Source organism: Desulfobacterales bacterium (assembly GCA_030066985.1).
Classification (GTDB): Bacteria; Desulfobacterota; Desulfobacteria; order Desulfobacterales; family JAHEIW01; genus JAHEIW01.
Map to the genome: position 1 here is coordinate 86,526 of JASJAN010000005.1, position 13,757 is coordinate 100,282.

Annotated in this window: 12 protein-coding genes and 2 tRNA genes; 7 read left to right on the top strand and 7 right to left on the bottom strand. The window is 46.3% G+C overall.

What is annotated here, in order from left to right; all coding sequences use genetic code 11:
* Positions 1–188: 188 nt before the first annotated feature.
* The 3 genes from QNJ26_04305 (at position 189) to QNJ26_04315 (ending at position 1,600) form a co-directional block, all read left to right on the top strand.
* Positions 189–785 carry a histidine phosphatase family protein gene (locus tag QNJ26_04305; GenBank protein ID MDJ0984744.1) on the top strand — a complete coding sequence of 199 codons (597 nt, stop codon included), beginning with the start codon at positions 189–191 and terminating at the stop codon, positions 783–785.
* Positions 786–998: 213 nt separating this feature from the next.
* A complete protein-coding gene (locus QNJ26_04310) occupies positions 999–1,184 on the top strand; it encodes a hypothetical protein (GenBank protein MDJ0984745.1) in 186 nt (61 codons plus the stop codon).
* Positions 1,185–1,264: 80 nt separating this feature from the next.
* A complete protein-coding gene (locus QNJ26_04315; protein MDJ0984746.1) occupies positions 1,265–1,600 on the top strand; it encodes a hypothetical protein in 336 nt (111 codons plus the stop codon).
* A 17-nt stretch (positions 1,601–1,617) separates the two neighbouring features.
* On the opposite strand, the gene QNJ26_04320 is transcribed toward QNJ26_04315, so the two are convergent.
* Both QNJ26_04320 and QNJ26_04325 read right to left on the bottom strand, forming a co-directional pair.
* Complete coding sequence (locus tag QNJ26_04320) at positions 1,618–2,430, bottom strand: radical SAM protein (protein ID MDJ0984747.1); 813 nt, start codon at positions 2,428–2,430, stop codon at positions 1,618–1,620.
* Between the two features lie 81 nt (positions 2,431–2,511).
* Entirely contained in the window at positions 2,512–4,122 is a 1,611-nt protein-coding gene (locus tag QNJ26_04325; protein ID MDJ0984748.1) for a hypothetical protein, read from the bottom strand.
* An 820-nt stretch (positions 4,123–4,942) separates the two neighbouring features.
* Between QNJ26_04325 and QNJ26_04330 the strand changes: the two genes are divergently transcribed.
* The gene (locus tag QNJ26_04330) at positions 4,943–6,490 is read left to right on the top strand and encodes a PP2C family protein-serine/threonine phosphatase (GenBank protein MDJ0984749.1); all 1,548 of its coding nucleotides are present in this window, start codon (positions 4,943–4,945) and stop codon (positions 6,488–6,490) included.
* A gap of 376 nt (positions 6,491–6,866) precedes the next feature.
* Here QNJ26_04330 and QNJ26_04335 read toward each other — a convergent pair.
* Positions 6,867–6,943: transfer RNA gene (locus tag QNJ26_04335), tRNA-Arg, on the bottom strand.
* A 111-nt stretch (positions 6,944–7,054) separates the two neighbouring features.
* Positions 7,055–7,130, bottom strand: a tRNA-His gene (locus QNJ26_04340).
* Between the two features lie 254 nt (positions 7,131–7,384).
* On the opposite strand from QNJ26_04340, the gene QNJ26_04345 reads away from it, so the two are divergent.
* The 3 genes from QNJ26_04345 to QNJ26_04355 all read left to right on the top strand — a co-directional run bounded on the left by QNJ26_04345 (position 7,385) and on the right by QNJ26_04355 (position 11,026).
* Entirely contained in the window at positions 7,385–7,558 is a 174-nt protein-coding gene (locus QNJ26_04345; GenBank protein ID MDJ0984750.1) for a hypothetical protein, read from the top strand.
* Between the two features lie 91 nt (positions 7,559–7,649).
* Positions 7,650–9,560 carry a selenocysteine-specific translation elongation factor gene (selB, locus tag QNJ26_04350; protein ID MDJ0984751.1) on the top strand — a complete coding sequence of 637 codons (1,911 nt, stop codon included), beginning with the start codon at positions 7,650–7,652 and terminating at the stop codon, positions 9,558–9,560.
* A gap of 47 nt (positions 9,561–9,607) precedes the next feature.
* Complete coding sequence (locus QNJ26_04355; protein ID MDJ0984752.1) at positions 9,608–11,026, top strand: patatin-like phospholipase family protein; 1,419 nt, start codon at positions 9,608–9,610, stop codon at positions 11,024–11,026.
* Between the two features lie 61 nt (positions 11,027–11,087).
* Here QNJ26_04355 and hemW read toward each other — a convergent pair whose 3' ends face one another.
* From hemW to aat, 3 genes are all read right to left on the bottom strand, one after another.
* Positions 11,088–12,278 carry a radical SAM family heme chaperone HemW gene (hemW, locus tag QNJ26_04360; protein ID MDJ0984753.1) on the bottom strand — a complete coding sequence of 397 codons (1,191 nt, stop codon included), beginning with the start codon at positions 12,276–12,278 and terminating at the stop codon, positions 11,088–11,090.
* A 210-nt stretch (positions 12,279–12,488) separates the two neighbouring features.
* Entirely contained in the window at positions 12,489–12,818 is a 330-nt protein-coding gene (locus tag QNJ26_04365; GenBank protein MDJ0984754.1) for an HIT domain-containing protein, read from the bottom strand.
* Positions 12,819–12,971: 153 nt separating this feature from the next.
* Entirely contained in the window at positions 12,972–13,685 is a 714-nt protein-coding gene (gene aat / locus QNJ26_04370) for a leucyl/phenylalanyl-tRNA--protein transferase (GenBank protein ID MDJ0984755.1), read from the bottom strand.
* Between the last annotated feature and the right edge of the window lie 72 nt (positions 13,686–13,757).

The following is a 13,757-nucleotide window of genomic DNA, read 5'->3' on the forward strand; positions in this document are numbered from 1 at the left end:
TTAGAAATGTATTATAGTTGATCGTTAAAATCAAAATTTTTACATTTTACCGTGTAAGTTATTCAGCATTATAAAAAACGACAAATGGAATTGTGCCGCAACATTTTCAGTCTTATGGTATAACTGTCAAAGTGCCTCGATAGACAGTGCGAACTTGTCAAAAAGACCATATAAGAGGAAATCAAACAATGCAGATACGATTATGGCTCGGGTTAACGCTATTGCTGCCTGGGCTTTGGGCCCCGAATGCCATAGCAGATGGCTCTTCAAAGGGCGCTGCAATGATTGCCGACTTGAAAGCCGGTGGTCACGTTCTGATGATCCGGCATGCGCTGGCACCGGGCACGGGTGATCCGGCCAATTTTAAGATTGGAGACTGCTCTACCCAGCGCAACCTGGATGATCGCGGTCGCCAGCAGGCCAGCGCCATCGGCAATTGGCTGCGCAAAAAGGGAATCACCTCAGCCCGGGTATATTCGAGCCAATGGTGTCGTTGTCTTGAAACGGCCAAGCTGCTCCGGATGGGGCCAGTAACTGAGCTGCCGGCTTTGAATTCATTTTATGAGCTGACCCAAAACCGCGAGCCCAATCTGAGAGCTTTGAACGAGTTTATAGCCGAGCAAGACCCGTACGGCGATCTGATTATTCTGGTAACCCATTTGGTAACCGTCTCAGCCATTGCCGATGTGATGGTCTCATCTGGTGAAGGGGTCCTTCTGAAACTCAATCAGCAAGGCTCTTATGAGATGGTCGGTCGATTGAATTTTGACGTACAGCCAAAATAAGCACCGAAGTGGCTGATGCTGCGCTTTGTAACCATAATCATTGGCAAACCGCTTTAATAGGTTTAACCCCTCATTTTTCTACCAAATTGCTCGTATTGCCATTTCTGCTTTTCGTATCCATTCTATGTTAGCATAAATAAATACTTTCAGATACTCATATTGGTGCGGTATTAAAGCACAAACCATCAATTTAATGATCAGGGAGCAAACAACATGAACGCAAACGATGAGCTCTTTCAAATGTACGAAGACGAAACTGGAGAAGCGTATTATTGTCCGATTTCCGCAGTTGCAGATGATCGCATGGTCTCCGAATGGGAACTGGATGACTGCGTGGAAGCATCAACCGCAGGTCGCTATTCAGGACATCTAAATGTAATCGACCACAGCACGTCTTAAGGTACTTATGACCCTTGGCCAAAAGAGCGCAATGGTGCCACATCAGGTTGAAGACCAATTAGCGTATGAGAGGTTATGTTATGAACCGCAAAATAAACAAGGTTTTGGATACAATCGGGGAATCATATAGGGGTAAAATTCTAAAGGGTTCGCGTCATTATCTGGAGGTCAGTATCGCCCAGCACGCCGAAAGACTTGGTCATACCGACTTGAAGCAAAAATATATAAATACCTATGCGATTGTGCCCTTAAAAACACCCCAAAAAGGAATGAAAGTCAGAATAGACGGCCGGACGTTTGTCGACTATGCCGAGCATGCCTCCGGTATTGCCGTTCCCGGATATCTTGCCAGGGAAGCCGGCCGATCGTTTAAGGCCTTTGCCCCTCAGGACAGTATGATCTGCAACTTTACTTAAATCGGCGGTCATCCGACTTAGGTCAGGGCATCACCCGATGGCGATTGGTGATATTTTCGATATGCGGTATCCCAGCTGGGTGACGTTTTTTGCTGCCGCGTCGGCCACAGAAAACCAAAGTGCCCGCAATACCGGCAGGCGATGACAAGCTGGTCCCGCATATCATCCGATGGCGAGGGCAGCTGCTGGCGTGCAATCTGAAATCCGAATACGCGGTCGATGCCCCCGGCGATAGCGCAGGCATAATATCCTGACGGCGTCAACCCAATACCACAATCCTTTAATATTCGGCAGCCGGCAGCAAAATCAGCGAAGCGGTAAAAAACACTGTCAATGGGCGCTAAATTGAATGGTCGGAACAAACGCTGCCGCTTTCCCTTGGCGGTGCTTTTAATCACAATATCTCCGGGCAGGCGGGACAGTACCTCCCCCACCCGCTGTCCAGCCCCATTGGTACATAAAACAATGCGCATCTTAGGATTGTGATCTACCTTGTATGCCATAAGCTTATCAATAATTATTGTGATTTTTGGATGAAGGGTTGGCTCACCCCCCAGCAAACGAATACGTTTCCATCTGATGCCACTATAAATACTTTGCTCCAAAAATGCGGTAATGCGGTCAAATGAAATATCAGTGGTGCTGGGTGCCTGGGTGCAGGATCGATTGCAGTTATGACACCTTATGTTACAGCGGTAGGTCATATCGATTTCCACATACTCATGGCTTCTGCTAAATTGCGGGCCCAGCAAACCTGTGGCCGCTTTCTGAGCGCGGAAAAACTGAAAGATATCAAGGGCCATACGCTTGAATGTGATGTTTCGATGCATGCAAACCTGTTCCTTATCCACTCGCCCCCTGACCTGGATTGACGGAAGCCCAACGCCGGTCTCCTGTGAGAAAAGAAATCATTATCCTATATAATCCGATTGAAAACAGCTGCCCGGCACCTCAACTGTCTCATCCCGGGTTGAGTTTAAGCCGCCCTCCTCTTTCGTTGTTTTTTGGAGGGTCACCCGTCTGTTGATCAACTCGGTTAGGGTCAGCCGTTGCTGACGGCATTCGGCCATTAGTTTCTTATTCAGCTGATATTCACCAGCGTTTTTTTTGAGCGTATCCCGATAAAAGCGTCCCGCCAAGACAGTATAAAGATCTCGGGTTGTTTGTCGGGCAAATCGGACCCCGGTGCTCGGATATGAAGGGCTGGGACCGATCCGGGGACGGGTAAATCCATCATAGGCATTAAGTCCCGGTGGTATGCGCAGAAACACCGGGGGGCCGTCCACCCCCACCGTACGAATACTCAATGCACGGTTGCAGTTAAAAGACGCATACCAGGGCATGGGCAATTCACCGCGAAGCATCTCAAAATTGCGGCACCCTTTGGTCTCGAAAATGATGCGGCGGCCTTGTCCCAATAAATCCATCTCATGGATGAGTTTTGCGCTCACATCCCGGGGATCAATACACCCGGACCTGGGGCCATGTGCGCTTACCTGAAAGCGCTTGGTTTGCTGGAGTTCCTGAAGGCCATTAAACTCAAAATCCTTAAAAATAATTTTCACGTCTTCATATGCCAGATCATTGCCGTAGCGTCCAGCCCGCGGGATGAAAAGAACCCGCAGATCGGGATTGCGTGTCAACAAGATTTCGAAGCGCTTCATGTCGATCAGTGATTCCAGATAATCATCGCAGAAAAAAACCAGCAGAGTCGGCACATTCGTATCCACCACCTCGGTATAATAATCGTTGAGAGATTCCAATCCAAATTGTCCTTGGGGTCGTATGGCAATATTCAGTAAGCGTTTGGCAACAGAGCAAAGGTCGAATGTGCTTATTTTGGCCATGGCCGCCGGCGAACTTATCCAGTGTTCAGGAAGTGGCAACAAGTCGCGATTTAACAAACGAGAAGCGGCTGAGGCGGAGCTCTTTAGATTGATACCAATATGCCCGGACAATATCGATAGTTGAATTATTTGGGTGATGTCACAGCCATTGTTGCGCAAAACCCCGTCATCTTCAAGCACCTGAAGCATGGCCATCCCGATGCGATGGCAGATGGCGTTGAAATTTCGGTACATGTGCGGTTCTTGGTGACGGCCATCAGAGTTGCGAATATAGGATAGTATCCGTACAAATGTGTCCTCGTATACCTGCTGGGGTATTGCGTCAGCGAGTGTGATCCCGTCGATGGTTTTAAATGCCAGCATTTTCACGGCTTGTTCGACCATCTGCTCGATCGATTCCTTTTTTGCCCTATTACGATACCCTGCCTCGGTTTCGATCATCGCGCGCGCGATCCCGGTTACATTGCGCGCCAGCCAGCTGTCATACATTTCAAGTCGGGCGTCTAGTGTGTCCTGGAATACTTCCGGATGTTCCTTTCGATAGCCGATGGAAGTGGTTCCCGGAAAAGAGGGGGGGCCGAAATACCGTGAAAGGTCATCGGGTAAAGCGGGGCTGGGGTCGCGGTAAAGTATACGCTGGGTCAGTGCATACTGCTGCTGCAACGAAATCTTCATCGAATAAGTTTGAACCAGAAAAAATTATTGTCAAATTTAAAGTTAGCACACCCGTCCAATAACGGCGCCAATAAGATCATTAAACGTTGTGACAGTCAAGAATATTGAACCCATCTTTCCTGCAAAAATCGCATATGAACTATAAACAATTCGCACAGTAAAAGACTGCGTCATAATTACAGGGACGTCCATGAAATTATAACTTTCTAGCCAAGCCGAATTTCTGCGCAAAAAAGGGATATGGTCTAGCAACCTTATCCTTTCTTTTTATGATGGTACGCCCGTTGAAACCTTAATATTTTAAAATCCGATGCGAAATCCCGCTTTGTGACTATGCGGAGGGCAGGATTCTTAAAATTCATAAACCAAGTGATTTAAATTGATTGGCTATATTCAACGTTTTATCGAATTTTTGGTTCCCTTAAAACCCGTTTGGAAATATTTGATTGCGACGGGCACATTCAGGCTCAGTTTCCTCCAAATCCACACCAACCACCTATTTTCTGATTTCCGAATAGCGCCTCTACCGAAAGACGCTGGTTAGCTAGACTGGCTGCTGACCATGGTAAAATACCGTAAAAAAAATCTAAATTGACTATAAATTTAAATTTTGGGAATATCTATTCTCAGCTTCACATCTCTTTTGTACCCGGCCGCTTTACTCCGGATTAGTTGGCCGACTTCAAGTGGAACGAGTGACCGGCTTCCTCCGGTTTAAGCGACCGAGAACGCCTGAAGGGGCAAGAAAAGCCGTCCACGTTGTTTATTCCTCAGGTATCGCTAAAGCACGATCGGACACAAATGAATGGGATTATTCTCCATGAAAAATGTTTCAATTCACATTAAAATCACGCTTTTCATCGTCTTATTTTTATTGTTCACCATTTTAATCGTCCTTTTTCTCTCAATGTCGTACAGCAGGAAAAGCCTGTCGACTGCCACGGACCGCACTTTGCGCACCAATGCGCAAACAATTGATCGCGCAATCCGATCAATCATGCTTAGTGGCGAAGCGCCGCTCGCAGTTCGAACCATCAGCAGTCTCCAAGAGATTCAGGGTTTAGAGCAGATTGGTCTTTATCGCACCAATGGTTTAACGGCATTTCATGATTATGAAACTCTGAATTTAGTAAATGCCCAGCAGAAGGCATTTCAATTTAAAAAAACACCTCGAATTGCCAAAAAAGAACTCTTTACCCCACTACTTGGAAATTTAATTAATGAAAAAAGGCCGATTAAATTTGAAGATAAGAAAAACCAACATTTTGAATATTACTATCCCCTTCAAAATGAACCTACATGCCAATTGTGTCACGGTAAAAACAACGATGTCCTGGGCGTATTACATCTGAAGATCTCAACCGCCGACCTAAATATGGAAATAAAAAAGGCCGGTATCATATTAAGCTCTATTCTTATAATGGCGGGTGTCCTAATAGCCTTCTGCCTTATCATATTTCTAAATCGTCTGATTGTTGATCCTTTGGTAAAAATTGGAAGTATCGTTGACCAAGTGGGACAGGGGCATTTTGATGTGAAGGTTGAGATTTCACGTGGAGATGAAATTGGTATCATTTCTGATCAAATTAACAGTATGGTTCAAGATTTGAAAGAACAAGACAAATTGAAGCAATCTCTTTATCTGGCACAAGAGGTCCAGCAAAATCTTCTGCCGCATGAGTTTCCTCGCTCAGATAACTTGGAAATTGCAGGCAAAAGTATTTACTGCGATGAAACCGGTGGTGATTATTATGATTTTATCTTCAACGATAATGAAGAGAAGGAACGAATTGCGATAGCCGTAGGAGATGTATCAGGACACGGCATTTCTTCTGCTTTGCTTATGGCTGCAGTGCGCTCGTCTTTGCGACAGCGCTCATCTTTACCTGGAAGTATCGGTAGTATAATCTCGGATGTAAATCATCAAATGGTAAAAGATGTAGACAATTCGGGGCAGTTTATTACCATGTTTTATATGACCATTGACCCGACTCAAAAGTCGCTCCAATGGGTTCGGGCTGGCCATGACCCCGGCATTTTTTATGATCCTCATTCTGATACCTTTGAAGAATTGCATGGATTGGGCGTATCACTTGGTGTAACGGAAGATTGGCATTATGAGGAATATACAAAAACAGCTCTTAAAAAGGGGCAAATAATTATTCTTAGCACCGATGGTCTCTGGGAAGCGCGCAACATTAAAGGAGAGATGTTTGGTAAAGAGCCTATCTACGATATCATTCGTAAGAATGCATCTTCAAGTGCAAATGAAATCCTTAATGAACTTTTTGAGTCTTTGAATGGTTTTATAGAAGGCACTAAAATAGAAGACGATATTACAGTGGTGGTCATTAAAATAAGTAAATAATCGACTGATGATCTTTTGACGACCTGCCGAACTGTCAACGCTCATATAAAAAAAGGATATGGTCTTAACACCATATCTTTTTTTGTTTTCTGGTACGCCCTTGATCCCCCTAATATTTTAAGATCCGATGCGTAATCCCGCAATTTCACATTGCGGGAGCAGGATGAGAAGAATCCTGCCGAATGCACAAAAAAAGCAGGTAATGGTTGTCAATTAACCACCACCTGCCTGACTTTCTTGGTACGCCCGGCAGGATTCGAATCCGCCTAAGGCGGATTTCGCAGGCGCTCAACCTGCTTCTTGGTCCGAATCCTTTCGGGAAGCATATAAAAAGCAGGTAATGGTTGTCAATTAACCACCACCTGCCTGACTTTCTTGGTACGCCCGGCAGGATTCGAACCTGCGGCCTACGGATTCGAAGTCCGGCGCTCTATCCAGCTGAGCTACGGGCGCGCAAGCAGAATTGAGCAATGCTCAATTCTGCGTTATTCGTTATTGGTTATCCGTTATTGGTAAAGAACGAATATGGCCTCAATTGAGCGAAGCTCAATTGAGGCTTTGAAATGGGGTGAGTGATGGGATTTGAACCCACGACCGCCGAGGCCACAACCCGGTGCTCTACCAACTGAGCTACACCCACCATAAGATCGAATTCGGAAGTCGGAATTTGGAAACTACAAGACCGCACGATTCAGAGCCATTTTAGTTAACAAATTCAATGTTTCTTTTCAAGAACAAAAAAATGCTTATGGTTGATTTTGCATGATATTTCTGTGTTTAGGCAACAATCAATAGATCATTCTTCAACAACTGTAATACCAAAAACTTAGGGTTGACGGGTATACCCTTCTCGGTTACACATCATGTGAATAATTTCTTTAGAAAGTTTAAACAATGAACCAACTAACTATTTTTATCGTCAGAGCGATCGTCGGGCTGGCAATAGCTGCCATCATCAGCCGTGGCTTTTTCGGTACCCTAAATCCTGTATACGTGGTGGGGTTGGCCATTATATTGGTGGGTTTGGCCTATTTTGCGGAATATTTACGCAAAAGAAAACAACCCTGAAGCCTCACGCGAAGGTGCAAAGAAAAAATCGTTGTAAGCGTCTATAAAAGCAATGCATCTTTATATGATTGCTCAAAAAGGAGTCTTCCCATTGAAGCAGATAATTCTGGGAACAGCCGGTCACATTGATCACGGCAAGACCAGCTTGATTAAGGCCATCAGCGGTACAGATACGGACCGTCTCAAGGAAGAAAAAGAGCGCGGTATCACCATTGAACTGGGTTTTGCCGCCTTGGATTTGCCCGGTGGTCAGCATCTGGGAATTGTGGACGTACCGGGTCATGAAAAATTTGTCAAAAATATGGTGGCCGGGGCCACTGGAATTGACATCGTCGTTATGGTGATTGCAGCCGATGAAGGCGTTATGCCCCAAACGCGCGAACACATGGAAATCTGCACCTTGCTGGGTGTCAAATACGGTCTGGTGGCGGTCACCAAAATCGATATGGTGGATGAAGAGTGGCTCGAGCTGGCCCTTGAGGATATTCGGGATTTTGTCAAGGGAACCTTTTTGGAAGAGGCCCCGGTCGCCGCTGTTTCCTCCACCACCGGTAAAGGCATACCCGAATTCATTGAAACCCTGGATGATATGGCAGCTAAAATCCCCGATCGCCCGCACTCTGACCTGTTCCGCCTGCCAATTGATCGTGTCTTTACCATGAAAGGTTTTGGAACTGTGATTACCGGCACCCTGATTTCCGGTCAGGTCAAAGTAGGTGAACCGATCATGATTTATCCCTCAGGCATCACATCCAAAGTCCGCGGAATCCAGGTGCACAATCAAAGTGCAGAACAGGCTGCCGCCGGTATGCGCACCGCTATCAATTTTCAGGGCCTCGAAAAAGAAGCCATCCGCCGTGGTGAGGTATTGTCCAAACCTGGTAACCTGGTGGCCAGTTATATGGTGGATGTATCGTTACATTATTTGACCAGCAACAAAAAACCGCTGAAAAATCGCACCCGGGTCCGATTTCACACCGGCACCAGTGAAGTGCTCGGCAACGTCATTTTACTCGATCGCAAGGAACTTTTACCCGACGAAGGCACCGTCGTCCAGTTGAGGTTAGACACCCCGGTAGCACTGGTCAAGGATGATCGTTTTGTCATCCGCAGCTATTCTCCGGTATATACGATTGGCGGCGGCAAGGTCATCAACCCGATCCCCTTGAAACACAAACGCTTTAAACCCGAGACCGTTGACAATTTAAAGGCCCTGGACGATCAGGCCCCGGACGCCATCATCGCGGTTCAGGTAGCCGCTGCCGGTTATCAGGGAATTTCATTTTCTCATCTGAAAATGATGACCAATTTGCCCGATAAGCAGTTAGATAAAATTCTTCAGACGTTGTTGTCCCATAAAACACTCATTCAGGTTGAAAAGGAAAACAGGCTCTACATTCACCAGAATGGTTTTGATAAGCTTAAAAAGGACATTCAGCATCAACTGGCCGCTTATCATAAGGCCAATCCTCTTAGAACAGGCATGCCCAAGGAGGAACTAAAAACCAAATTCTCTCCCCTGCTAACATCTAAACTATTTAACCTGACGCTGAATCAGGTGATCAAAGAAAAAGACGTCGCCCAGGAAGAAAATATGATCCGGCTGGCATCGCATGCGGTATCTCTGGGCGGCAAACAGGCGGATGTCAGAGATAAAATACTAAAAACCTATCTGAAAGCCGGACTTCAGCCCCCTTATTTTAAAGAGCTGGTTAAATCGCTGGATTCGGATACCAAGCGCGCCAACGACGTACTTCAGCATTTGGTTGCAGAAGGCACCATCATCAAGGTAAAAGAAGACCTTTACTTTCACAGTCAAGCGATCAAGGGTCTCAAAAATAAGTTGATTGAATATTTAACGGCACAAGGGGAAATTACCACGCCACAATTTAAAGAAATGACCGGCGTATCGCGCAAATATGTCATCCCGCTGGCCGAATATTTTGACGCCACCCAGGTGACGCTCAGGGTGGGCGATGTTCGCAAACGCCGTAAAGGATGAGAAATTATCCTAATCAGTTTTAGCCAGTTAGTGAAGCCGATTGCCAAATGAGATATCTGAAAGCATCTAAGCTTCTGTTGTTGAACATCTTTGCTGCCTTGATGGCTGCCTGCACTGCGCATTATACGGTCAACAACAACATTACAAACGTTGAGCCCGTTAAACGCTATTCGCTTCAATTCCAGGCAGGATCCGAAAAGTCTGATGAGCTTTTGCTGATTTTGACCTTTTCAGGAGGAGGAACTCGGGCGGCGGCGTTATCATATGGTGTTCTGCAGGTGCTGGCAGATACCCAGATTTCCATCGGCGGCCGACCGCGGCGTCTTTTAGACGAGGTTGACGTCATAAGTTCGGTATCAGGCGGCAGCTTCACTTCAGCATACTATGGTCTTTTTGGCGACCGTATTTTCGAGGATTTTGAGACCCGGTTTCTCAAACGCAACGTCGAGGGAGACCTGGCCCTGGGATTGATCGCTCCGAAAAACTGGCCTAAATTGATGTCCTCGTATTATGCCCGCTCAGATTTTGCCGCTGATTTTTTCGATGACATTCTATTTGAGAAAAAAACCTTCGGTGATTTTAAGCTTCCCCAACTACCGCTAATAGCCATCAATGCCACCGATATCGCTCTGGGAACACAGTTTACATTTCTCGGTTTTCAGTTTGCCCCCATCTGTACGGATCTTTCTTCTTACCCGGTATCAAGGGCAGTTACCGCATCAGCAGCCGTGCCTGGCCCCTTTTCCAGCATCGTTCTTAAAAATTACGCCGGCACATGTGATTATCAGCTGCCGTACTGGGCGGCCAATGCACTGCATGAAGGCCTGGCCACCACACGCCGATATCAAGACGCTAAAACGCTCAGCAGCTATATGGATGTTGAAAAATTTGCTTTCATACATTTATTCGACGGCGGCTTGTCGGATAATCTGGGTGTGCGTTTCATTCTCAATTACACCGCGCGGACAGAAAATATTCAGCAGCAAATGGCGGCACTAAATCTGCAAAACACCCAAAAACTGGCCATCATCGTCGTCAATGCCCGCAATCGAATGGCAATCGATTTTGCAAAAGAACGCCAATCAGCCCCGATTATTGATACAATTGGACTGATTTCATCCATCCCGCTGGATCGTTATTCATTTGATACGATGGACTTGCTGCGCGGCAATATCAGAGGCTGGGAAGATACCCTGACAAGGATTCGTTGTAAAAATCTAAGGATTGCTGACAGCAATAAAAGGAGCGGGACCGATTCACCGGATCCGTATTGCGCTTTTAAAAGCTACTTAATTGAGGTGAGTCTGGATCAGACGCCTAACGAATCTGAACGCCAAAAACTGTTAAGCCTGCCCACTTCATTTTATCTTGAACCCAAAGACATCGATCGGTTAAAAGCGGCAGCACGCCATCTGCTGTCATCCTCAGTTGAGTATCAAAACCTCGTTTTCGATCTACAGCACTGAGACCAAACGCGATACCCATTTCAGCATCGTCAGTGCGTCAGCCTATAGATCCCTTGCAGGGTTACATTTTAGCGATGGTATGGGGAACATCGGTATTGACCAGCGTTGAGGCGATACTATCCAAGAAGGCCCTCCCCCGCCGCGTTAAGGCGACGTGTGTCGCGCCCGCTTTCAGATACTTTTTGTTGACCAAATCAGCGATGACGTCTTTAAAGGTCTGTAAGAAATTATATCCAAATTTTTCTTCAAACCGGATGAGATCTATTCCCTGCGTCATTCGCAGACCCAGGTAGATGGCCTCAATCAATACTTGCTCTGAAGTGAGCCCCTCTGTTTCGGCGACCGGTGTTTGACCGGATTCAACAGCTGCAAGATAACGGTCAATGCCTGATAGATTCCAGTAACGCTGAGAGCCGCGAAACGAATGTGCTGAAGGCCCCAATCCGATATAGGGCGACCGGGTCCAGTATTTTATATTGTGCCTCGATACGTTGGTTTCCAGACCCTCCTGCTGCCTGGCAAAATTGGATATCTCATATTGAACAAAGGCGTTGTCTTCCAAAAATTCAACCGTCGTCTCAAATAATCCGCGCCCCTGATCATCAGAAAGCGGTTGCAATCGGCCGCATATTAAATCCCGCTGCAGGGGGGTCCCTTTTTCATAGGTGAGCATGTAACAGGATAGATGAGTTGGTTCGTATGCAATGGCCTGCTCCAGGTCTGCGAGCCAATCCGCTCTGCTCTGCTCCGGCAGGCCGTAAATCAAGTCAAGTCCGGTATTTGCAAATCCCGCCTGTTTCGCCTCGTTTATGGCTTTGCGCGCCTCGCTGGCGGTGTGGATGCGACCTAAAAATTCCAGGTTGTTTTGATTAAACGATTGTACCCCAATATGGATACGGTTTATGCCTGCCTGTTGATAACCCCTCAGTTTTTCAACGGTTGCAGTTCCGGGATTGACTTCAATAGTGATTTCGGAATCAGCCTGAAATGGATATTTCTGGAAACTGGCAGTTACAATCCTGTCGATATCTTGATACGCAAAGACGGATGGGGTCCCACCGCCGATATAAAGCGTATCAAAGCAAAGCCCCTCAGCTGCAACCATTTCCATCTCAGTCAGCAGCGCTTCCAGAAACCGCGGCGTTATCGACAGGTCGGTCTGTGAATAAAAATCACAATAGGGGCATTTGCGCTCACAAAACGGGATGTGAACGTACAATCCCGCATTGCTACTCTGTGTTGTTATGTCCATCAGAATTAACAGATTAGAATAATGATGTATTTTCTTTTTTGAGATGAGGTGTTTGTAATAATTAAGTAGAATTGACTTTAAAATGTTAGATCTTGTTCGATAGCGCGACAAAATTCGATTCAAAAGTGGAGCGTACACGGTAGTACGTGAGCATTTTGAATCGAATTTTAACAAAGCTATCGGGCAAGAGATGACGGTTTAAAGCCAATTCTAACGCCAGCCGCCTATGAGGTGTAGGTGAAGGTGAAAAATCACCTGCCCCCCTCCCTTTTCAACATTGTACAATAGCTTGTATCCGGACTTTGAAACACCGTGTTCCTTGGCCATATCCCGAGCCACCATTATCAGCTCTGAGAGAATTTCATGATTGTCGCCGGTCAGATCATTAATGCTTCTAATATGCTTTTTGGGCACAAACAGCAGATGCACCGGCGCATGGGGATTAATGTCTTTGAACACCACCAATGTGTCGGTTTCGTGTAATATTTCCGTATCGGTCTGACCGTGGGCGATGCGGCAAAAAATACAGTCCTTTTCCATTCTGAAAGTGCCTCCTTTTTTTGGCGTTCAGCATTTCAAGGGATATTTGCAAACCAATGTTCGAAATTGCCATCTAAATGGAATATCAGGTTCCTGTCAAGAGATTCTGATTGCAAGGTAGCATATATAGATCATCACAACCCTGAGGCGGGTTTAATGTATACGGATATCAGCCGTCGCCGGATCGGAAAATGACCAGCGACCCTTTTGGGTGGGAGATTTTAAGGATATCGCCAGTTCTTCAAGAAACCGAGCACGCGGGATTTCAAACGCGCCAAAGCTTAGCAAATGGGAGGTGGTAACTTGGCAATCTATCAACGCAAAGTTTAATTTTTGCAAGTATTTTACCAGACTAACAAAGGCCACCTTGGATGCATTGCTGATACGCGTGAACATGGATTCTCCAAAAAAACACCTGCCGATTGAAACCCCGTAGAGACCGCCGGCCAATTCATCGCCTAACCATGCTTCAACCGAATGCGCCAGCCCCGATTTATGCAGTTGGCAGTAAGCTTCAATCATTTCATCAAGAATCCAGGTGCCTTCATGGGTTTCAGTCCGGCTGCGGGCGCAGGCGGTGATCACATCTTTAAACGCCTGATCCATCGTCAATTCAAAATCGCCTTTGTTAATCGTCTTTTTCAAAGATTTTGAAATCTTGAGCTGATCCGGATACAAGATGAGGCGCGGATCGGGTGACCACCACATGATGGGTTCGTTTTCAGAGTACCACGGGAATATGCCCATGCGATAGGCCAACAGCAAACGCTCCTGGCTTAGATCGCCGCCAACGGCCAACAGACCGCCCCGGGCAGCCAGTGTGGGGGAAGGGAAAATAAGTTCATCTGATAGAAGGTAAACAGGCATTCAATTGAGTCAATTGGTTAAATAGTCATTGCACAACAAATCATGAGGTTTGCGTGCAGATGACAAATGGTA

Excerpts from the sequence above, each read along its gene's own strand:
- QNJ26_04310 (MDJ0984745.1), top strand. The coding sequence starts at position 999 with ATGAACGCAAACGATGAGCTCTTTCAAATGTACGAAGACGAAACTGGA.
- QNJ26_04325 (MDJ0984748.1), bottom strand. The coding sequence starts at position 4,122 with ATGAAGATTTCGTTGCAGCAGCAGTATGCACTGACCCAGCGTATACTT.
- QNJ26_04315 (MDJ0984746.1), top strand. The coding sequence starts at position 1,265 with ATGAACCGCAAAATAAACAAGGTTTTGGATACAATCGGGGAATCATAT.
- QNJ26_04320 (MDJ0984747.1), bottom strand. The coding sequence starts at position 2,430 with ATGCATCGAAACATCACATTCAAGCGTATGGCCCTTGATATCTTTCAG.
- QNJ26_04345 (MDJ0984750.1), top strand. The coding sequence starts at position 7,385 with ATGAACCAACTAACTATTTTTATCGTCAGAGCGATCGTCGGGCTGGCA.
- QNJ26_04365 (MDJ0984754.1), bottom strand. The coding sequence starts at position 12,818 with ATGGAAAAGGACTGTATTTTTTGCCGCATCGCCCACGGTCAGACCGAT.
- QNJ26_04305 (MDJ0984744.1), top strand. The coding sequence starts at position 189 with ATGCAGATACGATTATGGCTCGGGTTAACGCTATTGCTGCCTGGGCTT.
- aat (MDJ0984755.1), bottom strand. The coding sequence starts at position 13,685 with ATGCCTGTTTACCTTCTATCAGATGAACTTATTTTCCCTTCCCCCACA.
- hemW (MDJ0984753.1), bottom strand. The coding sequence starts at position 12,278 with ATGGACATAACAACACAGAGTAGCAATGCGGGATTGTACGTTCACATC.
- QNJ26_04355 (MDJ0984752.1), top strand. The coding sequence starts at position 9,608 with ATGAGATATCTGAAAGCATCTAAGCTTCTGTTGTTGAACATCTTTGCT.
- QNJ26_04330 (MDJ0984749.1), top strand. The coding sequence starts at position 4,943 with ATGAAAAATGTTTCAATTCACATTAAAATCACGCTTTTCATCGTCTTA.